The sequence below is a fragment of the Streptomyces caeni genome, assembly GCF_042678285.1.
Lineage (GTDB): Bacteria > Actinomycetota > Actinomycetes > Streptomycetales > Streptomycetaceae > Streptomyces > Streptomyces caeni.
The window spans coordinates 66,246-86,746 of record NZ_JBHUDX010000030.1 but is presented as its reverse complement, the minus strand read 5'-3'; the positions used below and the strand labels follow the sequence as shown (position 1 = coordinate 86,746).

Annotated in this window: 20 protein-coding genes; 7 read left to right on the top strand and 13 right to left on the bottom strand. The window is 69.1% G+C overall.

Going from position 1 to position 20,501, the window contains the following annotated elements; all coding sequences use genetic code 11:
- Nucleotide 1: 1 nt before the first annotated feature.
- From ACFSL4_RS12950 to ACFSL4_RS12925, 6 genes are read right to left on the bottom strand one after another with little or no spacing between them, the layout of a single operon-like run.
- Nucleotides 2–730, bottom strand: coding sequence for a hypothetical protein (locus tag ACFSL4_RS12950; RefSeq protein WP_381081833.1), 729 nt, complete (start codon nucleotides 728–730; stop codon nucleotides 2–4).
- Between the two features lie 18 nt (nucleotides 731–748).
- Nucleotides 749–1,813, bottom strand: coding sequence for a CoB--CoM heterodisulfide reductase iron-sulfur subunit A family protein (locus tag ACFSL4_RS12945; RefSeq protein WP_381081830.1), 1,065 nt, complete (start codon nucleotides 1,811–1,813; stop codon nucleotides 749–751).
- Nucleotides 1,814–1,873: 60 nt separating this feature from the next.
- Nucleotides 1,874–3,064: a heterodisulfide reductase-related iron-sulfur binding cluster gene (locus ACFSL4_RS12940; RefSeq protein WP_381081828.1), complete on the bottom strand. Its 1,191-nt coding sequence runs from the start codon at nucleotides 3,062–3,064 to the stop codon at nucleotides 1,874–1,876.
- On the bottom strand, nucleotides 3,061–3,774 hold the full coding sequence (locus tag ACFSL4_RS12935; RefSeq protein ID WP_381081826.1) for a 4Fe-4S dicluster domain-containing protein: 714 nt from the start codon (nucleotides 3,772–3,774) through the stop codon (nucleotides 3,061–3,063). The genes ACFSL4_RS12940 and ACFSL4_RS12935 overlap by 4 nt, the downstream gene beginning before the upstream one ends.
- Nucleotides 3,775–3,784: 10 nt before the next feature.
- Complete coding sequence (locus ACFSL4_RS12930) at nucleotides 3,785–4,168, bottom strand: DsrE family protein (protein ID WP_381081823.1); 384 nt, start codon at nucleotides 4,166–4,168, stop codon at nucleotides 3,785–3,787.
- 9 nt (nucleotides 4,169–4,177) lie between these two features.
- Nucleotides 4,178–4,423, bottom strand: coding sequence for a sulfurtransferase TusA family protein (locus ACFSL4_RS12925; protein WP_381081820.1), 246 nt, complete (start codon nucleotides 4,421–4,423; stop codon nucleotides 4,178–4,180).
- Nucleotides 4,424–4,552: 129 nt separating this feature from the next.
- Between ACFSL4_RS12925 and ACFSL4_RS12920 the strand changes: the two genes are divergently transcribed.
- Entirely contained in the window at nucleotides 4,553–4,942 is a 390-nt protein-coding gene (locus ACFSL4_RS12920; RefSeq protein WP_381081818.1) for an RING finger protein, read from the top strand.
- A gap of 445 nt (nucleotides 4,943–5,387) precedes the next feature.
- On the opposite strand, the gene ACFSL4_RS12915 is transcribed toward ACFSL4_RS12920, so the two are convergent.
- Nucleotides 5,388–6,305, bottom strand: a complete 918-nt coding sequence (locus ACFSL4_RS12915; RefSeq protein ID WP_381081816.1) for a LysR family transcriptional regulator — start codon at nucleotides 6,303–6,305, stop codon at nucleotides 5,388–5,390.
- 531 nt (nucleotides 6,306–6,836) lie between these two features.
- On the opposite strand from ACFSL4_RS12915, the gene ACFSL4_RS12910 reads away from it, so the two are divergent.
- The 6 genes from ACFSL4_RS12910 to ltaE all read left to right on the top strand — a co-directional run bounded on the left by ACFSL4_RS12910 (nucleotide 6,837) and on the right by ltaE (nucleotide 15,111).
- Nucleotides 6,837–8,354 (top strand): 4Fe-4S dicluster domain-containing protein, encoded by a 1,518-nt coding sequence (locus ACFSL4_RS12910; RefSeq protein WP_381081814.1) that lies wholly within the window; start codon nucleotides 6,837–6,839, stop codon nucleotides 8,352–8,354.
- 29 nt (nucleotides 8,355–8,383) lie between these two features.
- Nucleotides 8,384–11,251 carry a molybdopterin-dependent oxidoreductase gene (locus ACFSL4_RS12905; protein WP_381081812.1) on the top strand — a complete coding sequence of 956 codons (2,868 nt, stop codon included), beginning with the start codon at nucleotides 8,384–8,386 and terminating at the stop codon, nucleotides 11,249–11,251.
- 31 nt (nucleotides 11,252–11,282) lie between these two features.
- Nucleotides 11,283–12,407, top strand: a complete 1,125-nt coding sequence (locus ACFSL4_RS12900; RefSeq protein ID WP_381081809.1) for an Mrp/NBP35 family ATP-binding protein — start codon at nucleotides 11,283–11,285, stop codon at nucleotides 12,405–12,407.
- Between the two features lie 531 nt (nucleotides 12,408–12,938).
- A complete protein-coding gene (locus ACFSL4_RS12895; RefSeq protein WP_381081806.1) occupies nucleotides 12,939–13,292 on the top strand; it encodes an ArsR/SmtB family transcription factor in 354 nt (117 codons plus the stop codon).
- A 226-nt stretch (nucleotides 13,293–13,518) separates the two neighbouring features.
- Nucleotides 13,519–13,821 (top strand): ArsR/SmtB family transcription factor, encoded by a 303-nt coding sequence (locus tag ACFSL4_RS12890; RefSeq protein ID WP_381081803.1) that lies wholly within the window; start codon nucleotides 13,519–13,521, stop codon nucleotides 13,819–13,821.
- 180 nt (nucleotides 13,822–14,001) lie between these two features.
- Entirely contained in the window at nucleotides 14,002–15,111 is a 1,110-nt protein-coding gene (gene ltaE / locus ACFSL4_RS12885) for a low-specificity L-threonine aldolase (RefSeq protein WP_381081801.1), read from the top strand.
- Nucleotides 15,112–15,218: 107 nt separating this feature from the next.
- On the opposite strand, the gene ACFSL4_RS12880 is transcribed toward ltaE, so the two are convergent.
- Genes ACFSL4_RS12880 through ACFSL4_RS12855 form a run of 6 tightly spaced genes read right to left on the bottom strand, consistent with a single transcriptional unit; the run spans nucleotide 15,219 to nucleotide 20,447 of the window.
- Nucleotides 15,219–16,661 carry an aldehyde dehydrogenase gene (locus ACFSL4_RS12880; RefSeq protein WP_381081798.1) on the bottom strand — a complete coding sequence of 481 codons (1,443 nt, stop codon included), beginning with the start codon at nucleotides 16,659–16,661 and terminating at the stop codon, nucleotides 15,219–15,221.
- A complete protein-coding gene (locus tag ACFSL4_RS12875; RefSeq protein ID WP_381081795.1) occupies nucleotides 16,654–16,854 on the bottom strand; it encodes a 2-hydroxymuconate tautomerase in 201 nt (66 codons plus the stop codon). The genes ACFSL4_RS12880 and ACFSL4_RS12875 overlap by 8 nt, the downstream gene beginning before the upstream one ends.
- Entirely contained in the window at nucleotides 16,854–17,654 is an 801-nt protein-coding gene (locus ACFSL4_RS12870) for a 2-keto-4-pentenoate hydratase (RefSeq protein ID WP_381081793.1), read from the bottom strand. The genes ACFSL4_RS12875 and ACFSL4_RS12870 overlap by 1 nt, the downstream gene beginning before the upstream one ends.
- On the bottom strand, nucleotides 17,651–18,715 hold the full coding sequence (dmpG, locus tag ACFSL4_RS12865) for a 4-hydroxy-2-oxovalerate aldolase (RefSeq protein ID WP_381081790.1): 1,065 nt from the start codon (nucleotides 18,713–18,715) through the stop codon (nucleotides 17,651–17,653). Before dmpG ends, ACFSL4_RS12870 begins: the two co-directional genes overlap by 4 nt.
- Nucleotides 18,712–19,656 (bottom strand): acetaldehyde dehydrogenase (acetylating), encoded by a 945-nt coding sequence (locus ACFSL4_RS12860; RefSeq protein ID WP_381081787.1) that lies wholly within the window; start codon nucleotides 19,654–19,656, stop codon nucleotides 18,712–18,714. The genes dmpG and ACFSL4_RS12860 overlap by 4 nt, the downstream gene beginning before the upstream one ends.
- Nucleotides 19,653–20,447: a 2-keto-4-pentenoate hydratase gene (locus ACFSL4_RS12855; RefSeq protein WP_381081785.1), complete on the bottom strand. Its 795-nt coding sequence runs from the start codon at nucleotides 20,445–20,447 to the stop codon at nucleotides 19,653–19,655. Before ACFSL4_RS12855 ends, ACFSL4_RS12860 begins: the two co-directional genes overlap by 4 nt.
- Nucleotides 20,448–20,501 lie beyond the last annotated feature (54 nt).

Genomic DNA, 20,501 nt, shown 5'->3' with positions numbered 1-20,501 from the left:
TTCAAACCTCCAGGTGGTAGACGCCCAGTAGGCGGCGGATGAGATCGGGCATGGGCGGCACCACCTGGTTGAACTGCTCTGTCATACGCATCCGCAGGATGGTGTACATGTAGACGCCGTAGACGGCGGCAAGGAACACATCGGTGCCGAACCGATTCCGGCCGTCGGTGGTGAGCCCGGCCGATCTACCGAGGTCGTCGACGAAGTCCAGGGCCTGCCCGACGGCCAAATAGGTCTCCCCGCGGGGCGAACCGGCCGCGAGATCGACGTCCTCGGTGGTGACCAGGCGGAGCGCACCGGTCTCGGTGCGGGGATCCCAGATCCACCGGGTCCACAGCCAGTACCGCTCGGGGGAGGTGAAGTGCAGCAACTCCCCCGGCAGGTCGAAGGCGGTGTCGGGGAACTCGGTGAGCACCGCGTCGAATCGCTCGATGCGCTCCGGCAGCCCGTCCCGGGCGTGCAGCAGGTCGTTGACTGCGGCTCCAAGACGCTCGGGAGACACCGATTCGATGATCCGGTCGGCGCTGCGACGGGTCGAGAAGACCCATCGCAGAACCGCCCGCAGTCCCTCGCGGTCGAGCTCTTCCGGTGTCTGCAGCAGCGTCTGCAGGGCCAGGGACTTGCGTTCCAAGTCCCCGGCTATCGCACCCAGTTCCTCGGCGGAGATCCTGTCGACGATCTCGCGCATGAACTCCTGGGCGCTGGGGGTGTCGACGACGGGTCCGAGCATGACGAGCCTCCGCGGGTCTCAGTTGGCGGCGGCTGCGGCCTGGGAACGGACGAACGCCATCGCCTTCATCGCCGCGTTGGAGGCGGACGAGACGGTGTCCTCCAGATCGGCGGGGCCCAGTGCCGCGCCGCAGGCGTAGATGCCGTCGCGGTCCGTGGAGACCGGGTCCAGTGGGGAGCCGGCCGCCTCGATGAAGCCGTACTTGTTCTGCTGCACTCCGAGTACCCGGGCCATGGTGCGGGTGCCGGCCGAGGGCTCCATTCCGACGGACAGCACCACCATGTCCATCGGAATCTCCATGGGCCGGCCCATGGTGGTGTCCTCGCCGCGGATGAGCAGGCCGTCGCCCTTCTTCAGGACCTCGGTCACCATGCCCTTGACGTACTGGACGTGGTGTTTCTCCTGCGCGGGCCAGTAGATCTGGCTCTCCCAGTAGCCGTACATCCGCATGTCGATGTAGAAGATGTAGACCTTGCAGTCGGGGAGCAGCTCGCGGACCTCGATGGCCTCCTTGGAGGCGATCCCGCAGCAGACCTTGGAGCAGTACTCGTTGCCGATCTGCCGGTCACGGCTGCCCACGCACTGGATGAAGCACAGGCTCTTCGGCGCCTCACCGGTCGACGGCCGCACCACCTGGTGCTGCTTGAGCATGGCCTCGAGGTCGGTCAGGGTGAGCACGTCCTCGTACTCGTAGTACCCGTAGAACTGGGTCTCACGTCCCGGGTCGAAGTGCTGGAACCCGGTCGCGACGATCACCGCGCCGACGTCCACCGACTCCTCGCCGTCCGGTCCTCGCAGCGTCACCGAGTACGAGCCCGGCTCGCCGGCGAATCCGACCACCTCGGTACTCAGCCGCACCTGGGCGTTCGGGTTCGATGTGACGGCCTCGGCCATGCTCTGCATCTGCGGTTCGGCCTCGGCCCCGTAGGGTGTCAGGCCGGCGTAGTTCTCGGCTACGGGGGTACCGCCGAGGAAGTCGCGCTTCTCGATGAGAAGCACCTTCCCTCCGATGTCGGCGATGCTCTGCGCCGCGCGCAGGCCGCCCGGGCCGCCGCCGACAACGGCCACCGTGTCGAATGCCATCTGTCCTTCCCTCTGCTCTTTCCTGCTCACCGCGGTTCGGCTTGCGCCGTTCCGGCACGGTCAGTTGTCGACGTCGTCCCAGTCGAGGAAGCGCTTCTCGCCGTTTTCGAGCCGCTTGAGGTCCTGCTGGAACTCGGCCCATGCCTGCTTCCAGTCGATGCCCATCTTTTCCAGCAGCGGCCGGTAATCGGCCGAGTGCCAGTGCAGTTGGCACACCTTGTACGGGTGGGCACCCATCGCCAGAGCGGCGAACTGGGCCTCGCTCATCACGGCCACACCGACGTTGCGGTCGTGCGCCTTGGCCGCGAACTGGCTCTTGTCGAGGGTGGTCACACAGCCGGTGTCGTGGGTGAGGACGACATCCGGATCCGCTTCCTCCTTCATCACCTCGATCTTGCGCATGGTGGCGAAGGAACGGGTGAAGTCGCGCTGCACCAGGATGTGGCGGAAGCCGAAGCCGCAGCAGTCGTACCAGGTGGAGTACTCGCGCACATCGGCGCCGAGCTGCTGGGCCAGACCGGTCACCACGGCGGTGCGCTGACCGCCGTAGACCTCCGGGTCGAAGATCGCGTCGCCCTCCACCAGCTTGTAGTAGTGGCAGGCGGGGTGCACGGTGACCTTGACCGCGGACATGTCGCGGACCTGGTGCGCCGCGATCTCATGGCGCAGGGCGTAGAGGTACTCCGAGTAGTGGACGATCTCCTCGGGCAGCACCAGTTCCTTGCCCAGCTTGGCCATGACCCCGCGCACTTCGGCCCGCAGACCAGCGTGGTGGATCAGCTCCTCGCGGACTTCCTTGTAGTGCCCGAAGGATGTACCGCAGTGGATCAGGGGGAAGTACCCGGTTTCCGCTGCGGCGGCGAAGTTGCGGACGGCGACGGCGGCTTGGGCCGCGGCGTTGGACGTCGCGCTGGCGTAGTAGTTCCACGCGGTGCACGAGGTCTGGTCCTTGGGGTCGTGGTAGTCGTACCCGAGCTTCCGCATGATCCAGAAGATCGAGGTCGAGTAGCCGGGGATGTGGCCGCACTGTCCGCAGGACTTGTGGTGCCACAGGTGCGCCTTCTGGATGCGCTTTTCCCGGCCGTACTTCGTCGGCACGGTGATGGTGTCACCGGTGATCCTCTGCACGACGAGTTCGCCGGCTTCTTCCAGCTTCAGGAGCTCCGCTCGCGGGTCCAGCAACGAGCGGCGGTCCTCGCCGCGTTCGAAGGTCTGTTTCCTGTTCTTCAGAGCTTCGATCGGAATGGTCATACCTCGATTCCTTCCTCTTCGAGGCGGTCTTCCATGACTTCCTGGAGGATCGCGTGCAGACCGCTGTCGACGTCCTTGATCAGGTCGAGCGACCCGGTGTGCAGCCAGATGAGGTAGAGCTCTACGAGGGTCTTCTCCGCGACGTCCCAACCGGTGGACGTGGTGTGCAGGGTCTCCGAGGGCAGAGCCCGCCGCCACAGGTCGAGGTTGTGCGAGACGTCCGCGGTTTCCGGCCCCCAGTCGGGGAACGCATCGGCCTGGAGCATGTCGGGCGAGACCTGGGTACCCGTCGACATGATCTTGTAGATGATGCGGGTGTAGCCCGCCAGCGCCTCTTTCGCCGATGGCAGCCCGTTGTTGACGGCGACCTCGCGCATGATCGTGATGATCCCGCCGGGGTTGTTGCCGCGGGGACAGCGCAGACACGAGAAGCACTGCGAGCAGTCCCAGATGTCTTCCTGCATCTGCTGATAGATCAGCTCGACGTCCTCCCGCGCCGCCGCCTGGGCGATGCGCCGGGGGCTGAAGTCGTAGAAGCGCGCGGAAGGACAGGCCGCCACACAGATTCCGCATTCGTAGCAGCCGTAGAGGTAGCCGGAGTATCGAGGGTCGGCCTTGACCTCGTTGACGAGCCGTTCCTTCTCCGCGTAGGAGACATCGGCGTATCCGGCGACATCCGGCGCCTTGTAGTAAGCGGCCGTGTCAGTCACAGTCCACTCCCTAGAAGCTGATCACTGCGTCGGCGTTGAGCGCGAGATCGTTGAAGGCGGCGCCGCCGATCATCTCGACACCGTCGATGAGGTCTTCGATCTTCAGGTCGTTGAGGTCGAGCGACGGCTGGCAGACCAGCAGTCGAACGCCGAGGCCGGTCGCCTGCTCGATGAAGCGGCGCAGGGGCTGACCGCTGTCGCCCTTGGGGCCGATCTTGTCGACGACGTCACGGCGCAGCAGCGTCGCGCCGTACATCGTGAAATAGATCATCACTTCGGCGTCCATCGCCGCTGCCGAGGCGGCGAGGAAGAACGGTGTCGCAGATCGCGCGGGGTCGTTCACCCCGTGGGTCTGCACGTAAATGATCTTGCTGTCATACTCGTTGGTCCACATCGCGGCGCCTCACTTCTCCCGGCGCAGAAGGACGTGGAAGACATCACCGTCCTTGCGGATGTCGAGCAGCGCGTTGCCGGTGCGCTCGGTCCAGGCCCGCATGTCCGGTTCGACTCCCGGGTCGGTGGCCAGCAGTTCCAGGACCTGACCCTGGTTCAGGGCCTTCATGGCCTGGGAGGTCTTGATCACCGGCAGCGGGCACATCATGCCGGCGCAGTCGATGACTTGGTCGGGTGCGGGTAGCGGCTCGGCCACAGCATCCCCTCTCGAAGGGCGGTCTCATATTCACAGGTTCGCATATAGTTATATGCGTGCCTGGATCTGTCCAGAGGTCGGACCAGACCCGTCACAGCGATCTGTTCGGACAGCCCGGACCGGAGGACCATGACCATCTCTGACCTGCACTGCGACGTCTGCAAGGCGTTCGTCCCCGGTTTGACCGGCGGTTCGGAGCCCGTGGACGAACCGGGGCCGACCGGTGGCGTGCGCTTCGTCTACCACCCCGGCCGACCGCAGTTCCGGGACACCTCGGGGCTGATGTGCGGGCACTGCTGGGCCAAGGCCGAGCAGTGGCTCGGTGCGCGCCACCGTTCCCGCCGATGCGCGGTCTGCGGCGCGGCGGTGGACCGCCACAGCAGCCTTCATGTGCACCGCTTCGATGAAGCGTCGGCCTGGCGCCTGTGCGCGCAGCACTCCGTGGAGTTCCTCAACCGCCTCCGGACGGTCCAACCCAAGCTGGATCCGGCGACGTTCAGGTTCCCGTCCACCGGGTAGAGGCCGTCCGACGACGGCACTTCCGCCGGTCGGGCGAGGCCGTCCGGTGCCGCGCGGCCCGGTGTGAAGAACGGGCCGGTGGCCGGTTCTCCCCGTCGTGGAGGCGGGGGCGCCGCGCGTTCCTGCCGTCAGGGCGCCGGCTGCGCTGTGCGGCCGGTCGGCGGCGCGGCGTCTGCGGGCGTCTCGAACGGCGTGCGCCGCCTCACCTCCACCCGGACGCGTTCCCCGGCTCGACGCAGATCCCCGGCCGGATGTGACGAGCCCTCAGCCGCTGCCCTGCGAGCCCGGTCGTGCGCTTGGCCGGGTCCGGTGGGCATCGGGCGGGTGACACTGCGTCCGACGCGCGACGCCGTGCCGGATCCGCAGACCGGGATCGCCTCGCACAGGCGGGAAGGGGGCTCTCCGGTACCGCTCCCGGCCCGGACCGGCGGGTCGCGTTCCGGGTTCAGCCGGTCTGCGCGTTCGCGGCGATGGCCGCCAGGTCCCCGGCGGGCCCCTGCAGACGCTGTCCCGCGGGCCAGATCACGCGCAGGTCCCGCGTGAGGTTGACGCCTTGTATGGGCAGGCGCACCAGGGTTCCCGCGGCCAGCTCCCCGGCCACGGCGTTCGAACTCAGCACGGCGGGCCCCATGCCTTCGATGACCGCACTCTTGATCGCCGTGGTCGAGGACAGTTCGAGCAGGGGTGGGGGCAGTGTGACCGTCGAGGTTTGGCTCAGGGCCCTCTCCAGCGCCCGGCGCGTTCCCGAGCCCTGCTCCCTGCTGATCAAGGGCGTCCGGGCAAGCTCGGACGGCTGGATGGGCTGCTTGCGGCGCGCCCATGGGTGGCGCCGGGCGACCACCAGGACAAGGTGGTCGTGAGCGATGATCTGGGCCTCCAGCCCCGGGGGAAGATCCGGACCTTCCACAAAGCCGAGGTCCGCCTTTCCGCTCAGCATGGCGTCGGCCACGTCGGCGGAATTCCCGGAAACGAGTGCGACCGCGATATGCGGATCCCGCGCCCGGAGTCGGACCAGCCACCGCGGGACGAAATACTCCGCCACGGTAAGACTGGCCGCAACCCGCAGCCGGGCATCCTTCTGCCCGCGCAGTGCCGCGATGCCCGCCTCCAGGTCCCGCGCGGACTCGATCGTCTTGCGCGCCCAGTCCGCGATCAGCAGCCCTGACTCGGTCAGCTGTGAGCCGCGCGGAGATCGCGTGACAAGCGGAATCCCGATGCTGGACTCCAGCCGGTGGATGCGCTCGCTCGCCGCGGGCTGGGAGATGCCGTGGGCCGAGGCGGCACGGCCGATGCTGCCCAGCGTGGCAATGCTGAGCAACAGCTCGAATCCGGACAGCTCGGTCACCCGGCGCGGCAGGGGCATGGCGCAATCCTATGACTCAGAAGAAGGGATCGCGAAACCATCGCGCCCGAGCCGCGCCCGGCGGCGGCCGCGGCGCGGTGCAGGGCGTTAAACCCACCCCTTCCGGGCACGGGCACCGCCGGCCCCGACACCACTCGCCGCCGGCGTGCGCGAGCGCCGCCACATCGGCATGGCGGCCCTCGCGCACGCGGTCAGGAGGGTACGTGTCCCTGTCGGCCCGGTCGGACAGGGAGCGGCTCCGGTGATACCGGCCGCCGGCATCAGGGATGAAAACACGCCGGTTCCGCGGCGGCGCGCCGGCCGCCTCGACGGCACCGTCGACAGCCGCCCTCACGGTGTCGAGCCCGAAGACCGGGGGGGGCAGCGCCGGGATGCGCGCCGGGCCTTCACGTCCACCCATAGGCACATCCTATGTGCCCATAGCGCACTGACGTCTACCGGTCCTCACAGCTCCGAGGCACCCTGGGCCGGACTGAGTCGTGGACTTCTCGGGCGATGTTTTGAGCCCCACCCGCATCTGGAGAGCCGTGCATGAAATATGGCTTCGCAATCGATCAACGTACGTGTATCGGCTGTCACGCCTGTACTGTCGCGTGCAAGACTGAACACGAAGTTCCATTGGGGCAGTTTCGGACATGGGTGAAATACGTCGACAAGGGAGAATATCCTTCGACCACCCGTGAGTTCGGAGTCATGCGGTGCAACCACTGCACCGACGCCCCGTGTGTGAAGATCTGCCCGACAAAGGCACTCAACAAGCGCGATGACGGGATCGTCGACTTCGACAATTCCCGTTGCATCGGCTGCAAGAGCTGCATGCAGGCCTGCCCCTACGATGCGATCTACATCGACGAGGACACCCACACCGCCGCCAAGTGCAACTTCTGCGCCCATCGCATCGACGAGGGCCTGGAGCCGGCGTGTGTCGTCGTGTGCCCCACCCACTCGATCTGGGTCGGCGACCTCGACGACCCGACGAGCGGCATCAGCCGCCTGGTGAACGAGAACCAGACCGCCGTGCGGTCGCCGGAGCAGAACACCGGGCCCAACGTCTTCTACCTCGGTGCCGACCGCGCGGTCCTCGACCCGCTGAACGCGCCGGTGGACGACACCTACATCTGGGCCAAGCCGGACGAGCACCGGCTGGCGACCGCCGGCGACCTGCCCGGTGACCCGGTCACCAACGCCCGCACCACCCTCAACACCGCCCACCCCCGCCCGTGGGGCTGGCGGGTGACCACCTACCTGTGGACCAAGGCGGTCGGCGCCGGCGCCCTGATGGTCACGGCCCTCGCCCTGATCCTCGGGATCGACCTCGACACCGCGAGCCTCGCCACCCCGCCGGCGATCGGCCTGGCCATGGCCGGTATCACCGGTGTCCTGCTGGTGTGGGACCTCAAGCGGCCGGAGCGGTTCCTCTATATCTTCCTGAAGTCGAACTTCTCATCATGGCTGGTCATCGGCTCGTACTTCCTGGTGGCCTTCGGCGGCGTGGCCACCCTCTGGCTGGCCGCGGTCATCTTTGACGTCGACGGAGCCCTCGACATCCTGCGCTGGCTCGCGATCCCGGCGGGCGCGATGGCCGCCGGCTACACCGCCTACCTCTTCGGCCAGGCCGAGGGACGCGACCTGTGGCAGTCCGCGGTGCTCTTCTGGCACCTGCTCGCCCAGGCGGTCATGGTCGGTGCCGGTGCGCTGGCCGTGCTCGCCCCGCTCGTCGACCTCTCCGAGGACGCCAGCCAGCTGCTGGCCCGCTCGTTCGTGATCGCCGTTGCCGCGCACCTGCTGATCACCTGGGTGGAGTTCGGCGGCAAGCACGCCTCGCGCAACGCCTCCGTCGCGGCCCACGTCATCACCCACGGCCGGTACGCCAAGACCTTCTGGCTGGGCGGGATCGTGCCGTCCGTCGTCGCCGGCGCCCTCGCCGCGACCGGCTGGTCCGGTGGCTCGCAGGCCGCCCTCGTGGTCGCCGGGCTGGTGGCGCAGGCCGCCCTCCTCGCCCACGAGAGCGTCTTCGTCCGGGCCGCGCAGGACGTGCCGCTGTCCTGACGGCAGCCGAACCAAGGAGCTTAAGAGCCATGACTACAGCCCCCAAAAAACCCACCGCGAACGGTGGTGCACCCTCCGCGCCCATGCCCGGAGCCCGCACCCACGAGCACCTGCGGAACTACCCGCCGGTCGAGAACTGGGACAACCACGTCCAGTACGACGCCAAGGCGCACTCCGCGGGCAAGAAGGTCCCGCACACCTACTCGCTGATCCCCACGATCTGCTTCAACTGCGAGTCCTCCTGCGGCCTGCTGGCCTACGTGGACCACGACGACCTGTCGATCAAGAAGTTCGAGGGCAACCCGGCCCACCCGGGCTCCCGCGGCCGCAACTGCGCCAAGGGCCCTGCCACGATCAACCAGGTCAAGGACCCCGAGCGCATCCTCCACCCGATGAAGCGGGTCGGCGAGCGGGGTTCCGGCAAGTTCGAGCAGGTCTCCTGGGAGGAGGCGCTCAACGACATCGCCGCGCGCATCCGGAAGGCCATCGTCGAGGACCGCAAGGACGAGGTCATGTACCACGTCGGCCGGCCCGGCGAGGACGGCTTCGCCGAGCGTGTCCTGCAGGCGTGGGGTGTCGACGGCCACAACAGCCACACCAACGTCTGCTCCGGTGGCGGCCGTACCGGCTACACCCACTGGATGGGGTATGACCGGCCGTCGCCGGACTACGCCAACGCCAAGACGATGGTGCTGCTCTCCGCCCACCTGGAGACCGGCCACTACTTCAACCCGCACGCCCAGCGGATCATGGAGGCCAAGCAGAACGGCGCCAAGATCGTCGTGCTGGACCCGCGGCTCTCCAACACCGCCTCCCACGCGGACCTGTGGATCGCGCCGTGGCCGGGCACCGAGGCGGTGATCTTCCTCGCGGTCGCCTCCTACCTGCTGCGCACCCGGAAGATCGACGAGGCGTACATCAAGCGCTGGGTGAACTGGGACGTCTACATGCGGCGCCTGCACCCCGACGCGCCGATGGACTTCGAGGTCTTCCTCGAGCGGCTGACCGAGGACTACGCCCAGTACACCTTCGAGTACGCGGCGAAGGAGGCGCACATCTCGGTCGAGCAGGTCGAGGAGCTGGCGCGGCTCGTCGCCGACGCGGGGACCCGCCTGGCCACCCACACCTGGCGCTCGGCTCCCGCCGGCCACCTCGGCGGCTGGCAGATCACCCGCAGCCTGTTCTTCCTGAACGTGCTCACGGGCAGCGTCGGCACCGTCGGCGGCACCCACCCCAACGGCTGGGACAAGTTCATCCCGCACTTCCCGGAGATGCCGGAGGCGAACGAGATCTGGAGCGAGTTCCTGTGGCCGCAGGAGTACCCGCTCACCACCAACGAGATGTCGATCCTGTTGCCGCACCTGCTCAAGGACGGCCGCGGCAGCGGACGGCTGGAGGTCTACTTCAGCCGGGTCTACAACCCGCTGTGGATCAACCCGGACGGGTTCACCTGGATCGACGTCCTCAAGGACGAGAAGAAGATGGGCCTGCACGTGGCCCTCACCCCCACCTGGAGCGAGTCGGCGACCTTCGCCGACTACGTCCTGCCGATGGGGCACGCCTCCGAGCGGCACGACACCATGTCGTTCGAGACGCACGCCTCCAAGTGGATCGCCTTCCGGCAGCCGGTCACCCGGGTCGCCATGGACAAGAAGGGCATCCCCTACCAGGACACCCGGGACGCCAACCCGGGCGAGGTCTGGGAGGAGAACGAGTTCTGGTTCAACCTCTCCTGGAGGATCGACCCGGACGGCTCCCTGGGGATCCGCAAGTACTTCGAGTCCAAGGCCCGTCCGGGTGAGATGATGACCCAGGACGAGTACTACGAGATCCTCTTCGAGCACAGCGTGCCCGGGCTGCCGGAGGCGGCCAAGGAGCTCGGCATGACTCCGCTGCAGTACATGCGGAAGTTCGGTGCCTTCGAGGTGGCGAAGAACGTCTACCGCCTCGACGAGCGCAAGCTGAGCGAGGCCGAGCTCGACGGGGCGTTCCCCGACTCCAAGGGTGTGCTGCGCAAGCCTGTCACCCTGGAGACCCAGCCGCCGCTGGTCGGCGAGGCCGGCGCGGTCGGTGTCGAGCTCTCCGACGGCTCCAAGGTCCAGGGCTGGCTGTCACCGTCGCGCAAGCTGGAGCTCTACTCCGAGACGCTGGCCGACTGGGGCTGGCCCGAGCACGCCACTCCCGGATACATCGAGTCGCACGTCGGCCCGAGCAAGATCAACCCGCAGCAGGACCAGTTCGCGCTGATGCCGAACTTCCGTCTGCCCACCCTGATCCACACCCGGTCCGGCAACGCGAAGTACCTCAACGAGATCGCCAACACCCACCCGCTGTGGATGAACAAGGGCGATGCCGACAGGATGGGCGTCAAGACCGGCGACCTGGTCCGGGTGTCGACCGAGATCGGGCACTTCGTAGTCCGCGCCTGGGCGACCGAGGCGATCCGTCCCACGGTCGTCGGCCTCTCGCACCACATGGGACGCTGGATGCAGGACGGGCACCCCGGCAGCCGCTGGGTCATGGGCAAGGTCGACCTCGACCGGTCCGCGGACGGCGTCTGGAAGCTTCGCTACAAGGAGGGTGTCAAGCCCTTCAAGAGCGAGGACCCCGACTCGGAGCGGATCTACTGGGACGACCCGGGTGTGCACCAGAACCTCGCCTTCCCGGTCCAGCCGGACCCGGTCTCGGGTATGCACTGCTGGCACCAGAAGGTGACCATCGAGCGCGCCCGCCCCGGCGACCAGTACGGGGACGTCGAGGTCGACGTCAACAAGTCCCGTGAGGTCTACAAGCGCTGGCTCGGCATGACCCGTCCGGGCCCGGGCCCGGACGGCAGCCGTCGGCCGGAGTTCATGATGAGGCACGTCACGCCGAAGCGTTCGGCGTACCGGGCCTGAGCACCAAGGGAAACACAGGAGGAAGACAACGATGGTCCTGCGGCAGTCCCGCATCTCAGCGGACGTCGACGCAGTGCGCGCCGCGCTGTCCACCGTCGAAGACCCGGAGATCCACCGGCCGATCACCGACCTCGGCATGGTCTCGGCGGTCAGAGTGGGACGTCGCGGGACCGTCGACGTCGAGATCTCCCTCACCACCGCGTCCTGCCCAATGAAGAACACCCTGCGCGACACGGTCGTCGCGGCGGTGCGGGAAGTTCCCGGCGTCAAGGAGGTGAATGTCGACTTCGGGGTGATGAACGAGCGACAGCGGATGGAAGTCGCACGCACCCTGAACGACGGGCGCACGAACAACCCCTTCTCCGGCCCTGAGTCCACGGTCCGCGTCTATGCCGTCGCCAGCGGCAAGGGCGGCGTGGGGAAGTCGTCGGTGACCGCGAACCTCGCGGTCGCCCTCGCCCGGACCGGCAGAACCGTCGGCCTGCTGGACGCGGACGTGTGGGGCTACTCGGTCCCGCAGCTGTTCGGCGTCCGGCGGGCCCCGGTCGCCCTCAACGGCACGATGATGCCCATCGAGGCGCACGGCGTACGGCTGATGTCCACCGGGTTCCTGGTGGAGGACGAGACCCCGGTCGTGTGGCGGGGACCGATGCTGCACAAGGCGCTGGAGCAGTTCCTCGGCGATGTGCACTGGGGCGATCTCGACGTGCTCCTGCTCGACCTCCCGCCGGGGACCGGTGACATCACCCTCTCCCTGGCCGAACTCCTCCCCGCCATGCAGATGGTGGTGGTGACCACCCCGCAGGAGGCCGCGCAGACGGTGGCCACGCGGGTCGGACGGATGGCGCGCAACCTGCGTCTCCCCGTCGCCGGTGTCATCGAGAACATGTCCCGGCTCGCCTGCGGCACCTGTGGATCGCAGACCGCGTTGTTCGGCTCCGGCGGCGGAAGCCGGCTGGCGAAGGCACTCGACACCGATCTGCTCGGCGAGGTGCCGCTCGACCTGGCACTGCGCGAGGCGGGCGACATCGGGGTGCCGGTGGTGGCCGGCACCCCGGACGCGCCGTCGGCACGGGAACTGGCCCGCATCGCCGCCGCGCTGCCCGTCGTGCGCCGCAGCCTGGTCGGCATGCCGCTGCCGCTGTCGGTGGTCTAGGGGGTGTTTCGAAAGTCCTGTGCGGTGCCCGCGGTGTCCGGTGCGTGCTCTCGGCGTGCCGGACGAAAGCCCTCGTACTGGACGTACTTGGGGTTCCGGCCGGTGCGGCGAGTGGGGGTGCCCCCTGCTCGAAGAGCTCGGGGGAGCGTGCCGGGCGCCGTGGGTGCTGTGCGGGACTTACGAAACACCCCCTAGCGGCAGGACAGACCGCCGTCACACGGGCGCACCGCGTCCCGGGGGGATGCCGATCGGCTTTACGGGCATTCCCCCGGGAACAATCGAGGCTTCACGACTGAGGGTTTTCCACAGGCCGCGGGGTCCTGTACATATTGTTTCCTCTTGGTGACAGGACCCTGGTTCCGGCCCCGTCTCCCAGGTAGTGTGTCGGAATGCAGCGTGATGGCTCGAAAGAAGATCACGTGATGTCATGCGGCTATTGACGGGTTCCCCCTGCAGAGCGGCTGGGAATTCGTCCAGTCCGGCGCAGTGTCCGCGAGCCCGGGCCTGTGCCTGCCCGACAGAGGAGCCAGTGTGGCACAGATCGATCCGGCAGGGATCAGTGAACTGCATGCTCGCGTCTGCAAGGCTCTGGCGGATCCTACGCGCCTGCTGCTGATCAACGAGTTGCGGGACGGGGCGCGTTCGGTGGGCGAGGTGGCCGAGGCGCTGGAGATCCCCCAGCCGAATGCCAGTCGGCATCTCTCGATACTGCGCGACCGGGGGGTTGTGACGATCGAGCGGGTGGGCAGCAACAGTTTCTACAGGCTCAGCAGCGACAAGGTGCTGGCCGCCGTGGACCTGCTCCGGGAGTTCATGACGGAGGAGCTCGGCTGGCGCGACGGTGCCCACCAGGAACCCGGACCGGAACTCAAACCGATTCGTTGACCGGCCCGGAACCGGTGCCGCTCGTGTGCCGCCGGGGCTCCGGGGCACATCCGCTGCCGAGATCTACGTCACCCGCCGTCCGGAGGACGGTGCGCACCTGAAGTTCTCGCAGGTCAACGGAGTAGTGACGGCATAGGTATGCCATGGCCCCGACTACCCTGGTGATACGCTGGACATGTGATGAGTCTGGGAGAGGGTCACGATGGAGCGCGCTGACGCATCTGAGATGTACCAGCTGTATGCGCGCGTCTGCAAAGCGATCGCCGACCAGAAGCGCTTGTTGATCATCAACGAGTTGCGGGAAGGCCCCCGAACGGTGGGTGAGATCGTCGAGGCTCTCGGAATCTCTCAGCCCAACGCCAGCCAGCATCTGGCCATGCTGCGCGACCGTGGCATCGTCCGCACGCGCCGAGAGGGCAGCAACGTCTACTACACCCTCACGAGTGTGAAGATTCTCCAAGCTGTGGATCTGCTCTGCGAGTTCATGGCGGAACGTACCTCTGGGACCGGGGGCATGCTCGCCGGCTGAACCGGCAGCCGTCTGCGGCAGGAGCAAACCTGCGGACACGGGCGGTGGTGGTCCTTCGGCTGCCCCCGCCGTCTCCCCGGCGGGCTGGGAAGCGTGCCCGGGCACCCGTTCGCCTGCGACACCGCCCATGGTGACGCCCCGCACTCCGGGGGCCGTCGCGCCGCATGGCAGGGTGAACCCATGCCGACCCCTGATGCCACCCATGACACCGATGCCGCCGACGCGAGCGATGTCGCCCACCAGCAGCCCCGACAGCTCATCGACCTGCGCAGTGACACCGTGACCCGGCCCGGCCCGGCGATGCGCCGGGCGATGGCCGAGGCCGAGTTGGGCGATGACGTCTTCGGCGACGATCCCACCGTCAACGCCCTGCAGGAGCGGATCGCCGCTCTGCTGGGGTTCGAGGCCGCCTTGTTCGTCCCCTCGGGGACGCAGAGCAATCTGTGCGCGCTGCTGACCCACTGCGGCCGCGGGGACGAATACATAGCCGGCCAGTTCGCCCACACCTACCTGTGGGAGGGCGGGGGCGCGGCCGTGCTCGGCGGCATCCAGCCGCAGCCGCTGCCGCACCGCGCGGACGGGACGCTGGATCCCGCACTCATCGCGGCGGCGGTCAAGCCGGACGACCCGCACTTCGCGCGCACGCGGTTGCTGTGCCTGGAGAACACCACCGGGGGCCGGGCCGTGCCGGTGGACTACCTCAAGGCCGCCACGGGCGTCGCCCGCGACCATGGGCTCGCCACGCATCTGGACGGGGCGCGGCTGTTCAACGCGGCGGTCGCCGACGGGGGCGACCCCTATGAGCGGGCGCGGCTGATCGCCGAGCCCTTCGACAGCGTCTCGGTGTGCTTCAGCAAGGGCCTGGGCGCGCCGATCGGTTCGGCGCTCGTGGGATCACGGGACTTCGTGGCACGGGCACGGCGCTGGCGGAAGGTCCTGGGCGGCGGGATGCGGCAGGCGGGTGTACCGGCGGCCGCGGCGCTCCACGCGCTCGACCACCATGTGACGCGGCTCGCCGACGACCACGCGCACGCCGCGCTGTTCGCCGAGGGCATCAAGGACGTGGCGGGCCTGACCGTGGAACCCGCCCGGACCAACATGGTCTTCGCGGCGCCGGCACCGGGCCTCGGCACCGAGGAGGTGTGCGACCGGCTGGCGCGGCGCGGCCTGCTGTGCGCGGGGTATCCGGGGCAGCTGCGTTTCGTGTTCCACCTGGACGTGTCGCGTGCCGACGCGGAGCGCGCCGTGGACATCGTGCACGAGGCCTTCCAGGACGCGGCAGCACACTGAAGGCGGCGGGGTGACCCACCGTCTCGGCGGGACGCGGACCCTGCCGCAGAACCCCTGTGGCTCCCTCCCGGAGGCGGGAGGGAGCCACAGGGGGCGTCGTCCGCCGGTCAGGCGGGGGCGATCTGCATGACGACGGCCTTGGGTTCGGTGAAGAACTCGCGGCTGAAGTTGCCGCCCTCGCGGCCGACGCCGGAGTCGCCGACGCCGCCGAAGGGTGCCCGCAGATCGCGGACGAAGAAGCAGTTGACCCAGACGGTGCCCGCCGTGAGCGCGGCGGAGACGCGATGGGCGCGGTGCAGGTTCTCGGTGAAGAGCATCGCGTTGAGGCCGTACGGGGTGTCGTTGGCCAGCCGCACCGCCTCCGCCTCGGTGTCGAAGGGCTGGACGACGACCACCGGGCCGAAGATCTCCTCGCAGACCTGGCGGGAGCCGAGCGGCATGTCGACGAGCACGGTGGGCTTGACGACCCAGCCGTCGCCGAGGCCGCCGGTGAGCATCCTGCCGCCCTCCGCCCCGACCGTGTCGACATAGCCGCGTACCTTGGTGTAGTGCTCCAGCGAGGCCAGCGGGCCGAACTCCGTCGTCGGGTCCTTGGGGTCGCCGATCACCAGGGCTTCGGCCGCGGCGGTGAACCGGGCGAGGAACTCGTCGTAGATCTCCCGCTGCACATACAGCCGGCTGCCGGCCAGGCAGACCTGGCCCGCGTTGCGGAAGATGGCCTGGATCGACCAGTCCACCGCGTTGTCCAGATCGGCGTCGGCGAAGACCAGGTTGGCGCCCTTGCCTCCGAGTTCCAGACTGACCGGGGTCAGATTGGCCGCCGCGGCGCGGGCGATGACGCGGCCGGTGCCGGACTCGCCGGTGAAGGTGATGCGGTCGACCCGGGGGTCCTCGGTCAGGGCCTGCCCGGCCGAGTCCGGGCCGTAGCCGTGGACCACGTTGAGCACGCCCGGGGGCATCCCCGCCTCCAGCGCGAGGCGCGCCAGGACGGTGGCCGACACGGGGGTGTCCTCCGCGGGCTTGAGGACCACGGTGTTGCCCCATGCCAGAGCCGGCGCGACCTTCCAGGTCTCCAGCATCAGCGGGAAGTTCCACGGCGCGATGGCCGCGACCACGCCGGCGGCCTCGAACCGGGTGTAGCTGTGGTGGCCCGAGTCCATCGGCAGGGCCTCGCCGGTGGCCAGCCGCGCATGGTCGGCGAAGAAGCGGAAGTTGAGTGCGGAGCGGGCCACGTCGTGCCGCGCCTGGACCAGCGGCTTGCCCATGTCGCGGGTGTCGGCCAGCGCCAGCTCGTCGGTGTGCTCCTCCATCAGGTCCGCCAGCCGGTGCAGGATCCTGCCCCGCTCCGCGAACCCCATCCGCGGCCACGGGCCCTCGTCGAAGGCACGGCGCGCCGCCGTCACCGCGCGGTCGGCGTCCGCCGCACCGCCCAGGGGCACTTCGGCCCATGCCTCACGGGTCCATGGATCGACGGTGTCGAAGCGGGCGCCGTCCAGTGACTCCACCTCCGCCCCGTCGATGACATGCCCGTAGAACTCCTTGTCAGCCATGGGGCGACTCTCTCTCTGCGATCGTCACATCTCCTGCCGCGAAGTGCGTCTTGGGCACCTCGCGCACCACCACCCGGACGTTCTGCTTCGGCGCGCCCACCGCGCGCACCACGGCGTCGGTGAGCTCGCTGATCAGCGTGCGGAGCTGCTGGGGGGTGCGGCCCTCGATGAGGGTGATCTCGACCAGTGGCATCAGCCGTCCGCCTCCGTACCGCCGTTGAGGAACACCGAGCCCAGGTGGGTGAAGTGGCAGGCGATCTCGGCGCCGGGCGGCGCGAACACCGCGTCGGTCATTCCTCCGGTCAGCACCACCCAGCCGGGCTCGATGGCCAGGCCGCGACGGCCGAGGTCGTTGGCCGCCAGTGCCAGGGCCTCGGCCGGGTGGCCCTGGACCGCGGCGCCGGTGGCCGAGTCGACGATCTGGCCGTCCACCTCCACCAGCACCGCTTCCAGCGCCAGGTCGAGGGTCCGCGGGTCGAGGCCGACCGGCCCGGTGACATAGGCGCCGGAGGAGGCGTTGTCGGCCACCACGTCCGGCAGGGTGAACCGGAAGTCCCGGTAGCGGCTGTCGATCACCTCGGCCCCGCCGCACACCGTGCCGACCGCCGCCAGCGCCTGGGCCGCCGTGACGCCCGGGCCGGCGAGCCGGTCCTTCATCACGAAGACGATCTCCGGCTCCACCCGGGGGTGGATCAGCTTGTGCTGCGGGACCGGCTCCCCGGCGGGCAGCGCCATGGCGTCGGTCAGCCACGCGGTCAGCGGCGAGTCCACGCCCATCCGCTTCTGCTTGGCCCGGCTGGTCAGGCCCAGCTTGACGCCGATCAGCCGCTCCCCGCGGTCCCGGCGGCGCCGCAGCGTCTCGTCCTGGATCCGGTAGGCGGTGGCCAGGTCGAGCTCCGGCCACTCGTCGGTGAGCGGCGGACGGTCGCTGCGGGCGTCCTCGCAGCCGAGCAGCACCCCGGCCGCCCTCTCGACGTCCCACGTCGTGCTCATCGGCGCACCCCCTGCGCGGCCAGGTCGCCGAGGTCCCGCTCCTCGGCGAGCTGCAGGGCGATGTCGATGATCATGTCCTCCTGGCCGCCGACGTACCCGGCCTGCCCGACGCGCTCCAGGATCTCGTGCGCGGGCACCCCGTAGCGCTGCGAGGCTCGCTCGGCGTGCAGCAGGAAGGAGGAGTAGACGCCCGCGTGGCCCTGCACGATCGCGGAGCGGTCCATCCAGGGCAGCCGGGGTATGACCGGCTTGACCACGTCCTGGGCCGCGGACATCACGCCCTGGACGTCGATGCCCGCGTTGATGCCCATCCGGTCCAGGGTGGCGGCCAGCACCTCGGTCGGCGCGTTGCCCGCGCCGGCGCCCAGGGCGCACAGCGCGCCGTCGATCTGCCGGGCGCCGGCCTGGTAGGCCAGCACCGAGTTGGCGACGCCGAGCGAGAGGTTCTGGTGGCCGTGGAAACCGACCTGCGCCTCATCGCCGATCTCGTCGAGCAGCGCCCGGACCCGGGCCTGGGCGTCGGAGAGGACCAGCGCCCCGGCGGAGTCCACCACGTAGACGCACTGGGCGCCGGCGTCGACCATGATCCTGGCCTGCTTCGCGAGCGCCTCGGGGCCGGTCCGGTGGGAGAGCATCAGAAAGCCGACGGTCTCCATGCCAAGGTCGCGGGCCGCACCGAAGTGCTGCACGGACACGTCCGCCTCGGTGCAGTGGGTGGCGATCCGGGCCACCGACGCGCCCACCGAGCGGGCCCGCTTGAGGTGCTCGACGGTGCCCAGGCCGGGCAGCATCAGCACCGCGATACGGGCCCGCTCGGCCTCGTCCACGGCGGCCGCGATCAGGTCGAACTCGTCCTCCAGCGAGAACCCGTAGTTGAAGCTGGACCCGCCGAGGCCGTCGCCGTGCGCGACCTCGATGACCTCGACGCCGCTGGTGTCCAGGGCGTGCACGATCGCCCGTACCTGGCCCTCGGTGAACTGGTGGCTCATCGCGTGGGAGCCGTCCCGCAGGGTCGAGTCGGTGATGCGCAGGTCGCGTGGCTTCTCGGCAGGGGCACTCATGCCGACACTCCTTGCTTGGCGAGGCGGGCGGCGGCCAGCAGCTCGCCCACCCGGGCGGCGGAGGCCGTGATGATGTCCAGGTTTCCGGCGTAGTCGGGCAGGTAGTCGCCGCGCCCGCGGACCTCCAGGAACACCGCGACGCGGGCCATCCCGCGCCACTGCGCCCGCGCCGGGTCGTACTGCGGTTCGGCGCGCAGCGTGTAGCCGGGTACGTACTGCCGCACGGCGGTGACCATGGCATGGATGGACTCGGTCACCTTGTCCTGCAGCGCTCCGGGCTCGGCGGCCTCGGCGGGCACCGAGCAGAACACCGTGTTCCGCATGATCATCGGCGGCTCGACCGGGTTGAGGATGATGATCGCCTTGCCGCGCTCGGCGTTGCCGATCCGCTCGATGGCGGTGGAGGTGGTCTCGGTGAACTCGTCGATGTTGGCCCGGGTGCCCGGCCCGGCCGAGCGGGAGGCGATCGAGGCGACGATCTCCGCGTACTCCACCGGCACCACCGAGGACACCGCCGACACGATCGGCACGGTGGCCTGTCCACCACACGTGATCATGTTGACGTTCATCGCGTCGAGGTTGAGGTCGAGGTTGACCGGCGGGCAGACGAACGGCCCTACGGCGGCCGGGGTGAGGTCCACGGCCACGATGCCCGCCTCGGCGTACCGGGGCGCGTTGGCCTTGTGGGCGTGGGCGCTGGTCGCCTCGAAGACGATGTCCGGCAGCGGGTCCTGGCGCAGCAGCCAGTCCACGCCTTCGTGACTGCTCTCCAGCCCCATCCGCCGGGCACGGGCCAGGCCGTCGGAGGCCGGGTCGACGCCGACCATGAACCGCGGCTGGAGGACCTCGCTGTGCCGCTTGAGCTTGAACATCAGGTCGGTGCCGATGTTGCCGGGGCCCACGATGGCGGCGGTGGCGCGCCGCTTCCCGTTGCCGCTCATGAGTTCTCCTTCGCGAAGCACGCGGTCACCGAGCCGAGGCCGGCGAATGTGGCGGTGAACGAGTCGCCCGGGCGGACGGCGACCGCCGCGGTCACCGAGCCGGGCAGGATCACATGGCCGCTCTCCAGCACGACGCCCCGTGCGCCGACCGTGTTGGCCAGCCAGACCAGCGAGTTCAGCGGGGATCCGAGGACGGCCCCGCCGGCGCCGGTGGCCACCAGCTCGCCGCATCGGTGCAACGTGCATCCGGACAGGCGGAGGTCCACCTGGTGCAGCGGAGTGGGCCGGCTGCCCAGCACCACTCCGCCGGAGGAGGCGTTGTCGGCGATGGTGTCCAGGATGCCGATCTTCCAGTCCCTGATCCGGCTGTCGATGAGCTCCAGGGCGGGGATCACGAAGTCGACGGCGGCGGCCGCCTCGGCCACCGTGACGCCGGGGCCGCGCAGCGGACGCTTCAGGACGAACGCGATCTCCGGCTCGACGCGCGGCTGGAGGTAGTCCGAGGTACGGATCGGCTGGTGCTCCGGGTGGAACATGTCGTCGAGGAGGTGGCCGTAGTCGGGTTGGCCGACACCCATCTGACGCTGCATCGCCAGGGAGGTGAGGCCCACCTTGTGCCCCTTGATCCGGGCCCCCGCGGCCAGTCTGGAGCGGATCTGCAGGAGTTGGATCTCGTAGGAGTCCTCCAGTGTCATGCCGTCGTACGTTTCACTGAGCGGCTCGACGGGCCTGCGCGAGGCGTACGCGGCCGCCAGGAGGCCGGCCGCCTCGGCCCGGGACACCACTTCCACGTGAGACCTTCTTCCAGTTCGGCACTCGGATGCGGACCGGCGCGGGTTCGCTCA

What these genes read in the sequence shown, in the direction of transcription:
- ACFSL4_RS12950 (WP_381081833.1), bottom strand. Translation starts at nt 730, where the DNA reads ATGCTCGGACCCGTCGTCGACACCCCCAGCGCCCAGGAGTTCATGCGC.
- ACFSL4_RS12945 (WP_381081830.1), bottom strand. Translation starts at nt 1,813, where the DNA reads ATGGCATTCGACACGGTGGCCGTTGTCGGCGGCGGCCCGGGCGGCCTG.
- ACFSL4_RS12940 (WP_381081828.1), bottom strand. Translation starts at nt 3,064, where the DNA reads ATGACCATTCCGATCGAAGCTCTGAAGAACAGGAAACAGACCTTCGAA.
- ACFSL4_RS12930 (WP_381081823.1), bottom strand. Translation starts at nt 4,168, where the DNA reads ATGTGGACCAACGAGTATGACAGCAAGATCATTTACGTGCAGACCCAC.
- ACFSL4_RS12920 (WP_381081818.1), top strand. Translation starts at nt 4,553, where the DNA reads ATGACCATCTCTGACCTGCACTGCGACGTCTGCAAGGCGTTCGTCCCC.
- ACFSL4_RS12915 (WP_381081816.1), bottom strand. Translation starts at nt 6,305, where the DNA reads ATGCCCCTGCCGCGCCGGGTGACCGAGCTGTCCGGATTCGAGCTGTTG.
- ACFSL4_RS12910 (WP_381081814.1), top strand. Translation starts at nt 6,837, where the DNA reads ATGAAATATGGCTTCGCAATCGATCAACGTACGTGTATCGGCTGTCAC.
- ACFSL4_RS12905 (WP_381081812.1), top strand. Translation starts at nt 8,384, where the DNA reads ATGACTACAGCCCCCAAAAAACCCACCGCGAACGGTGGTGCACCCTCC.
- ACFSL4_RS12900 (WP_381081809.1), top strand. Translation starts at nt 11,283, where the DNA reads ATGGTCCTGCGGCAGTCCCGCATCTCAGCGGACGTCGACGCAGTGCGC.
- ACFSL4_RS12890 (WP_381081803.1), top strand. Translation starts at nt 13,519, where the DNA reads ATGTACCAGCTGTATGCGCGCGTCTGCAAAGCGATCGCCGACCAGAAG.
- ltaE (WP_381081801.1), top strand. Translation starts at nt 14,002, where the DNA reads ATGCCGACCCCTGATGCCACCCATGACACCGATGCCGCCGACGCGAGC.
- ACFSL4_RS12880 (WP_381081798.1), bottom strand. Translation starts at nt 16,661, where the DNA reads ATGGCTGACAAGGAGTTCTACGGGCATGTCATCGACGGGGCGGAGGTG.
- ACFSL4_RS12875 (WP_381081795.1), bottom strand. Translation starts at nt 16,854, where the DNA reads ATGCCACTGGTCGAGATCACCCTCATCGAGGGCCGCACCCCCCAGCAG.
- ACFSL4_RS12870 (WP_381081793.1), bottom strand. Translation starts at nt 17,654, where the DNA reads ATGAGCACGACGTGGGACGTCGAGAGGGCGGCCGGGGTGCTGCTCGGC.
- dmpG (WP_381081790.1), bottom strand. Translation starts at nt 18,715, where the DNA reads ATGAGTGCCCCTGCCGAGAAGCCACGCGACCTGCGCATCACCGACTCG.
- ACFSL4_RS12860 (WP_381081787.1), bottom strand. Translation starts at nt 19,656, where the DNA reads ATGAGCGGCAACGGGAAGCGGCGCGCCACCGCCGCCATCGTGGGCCCC.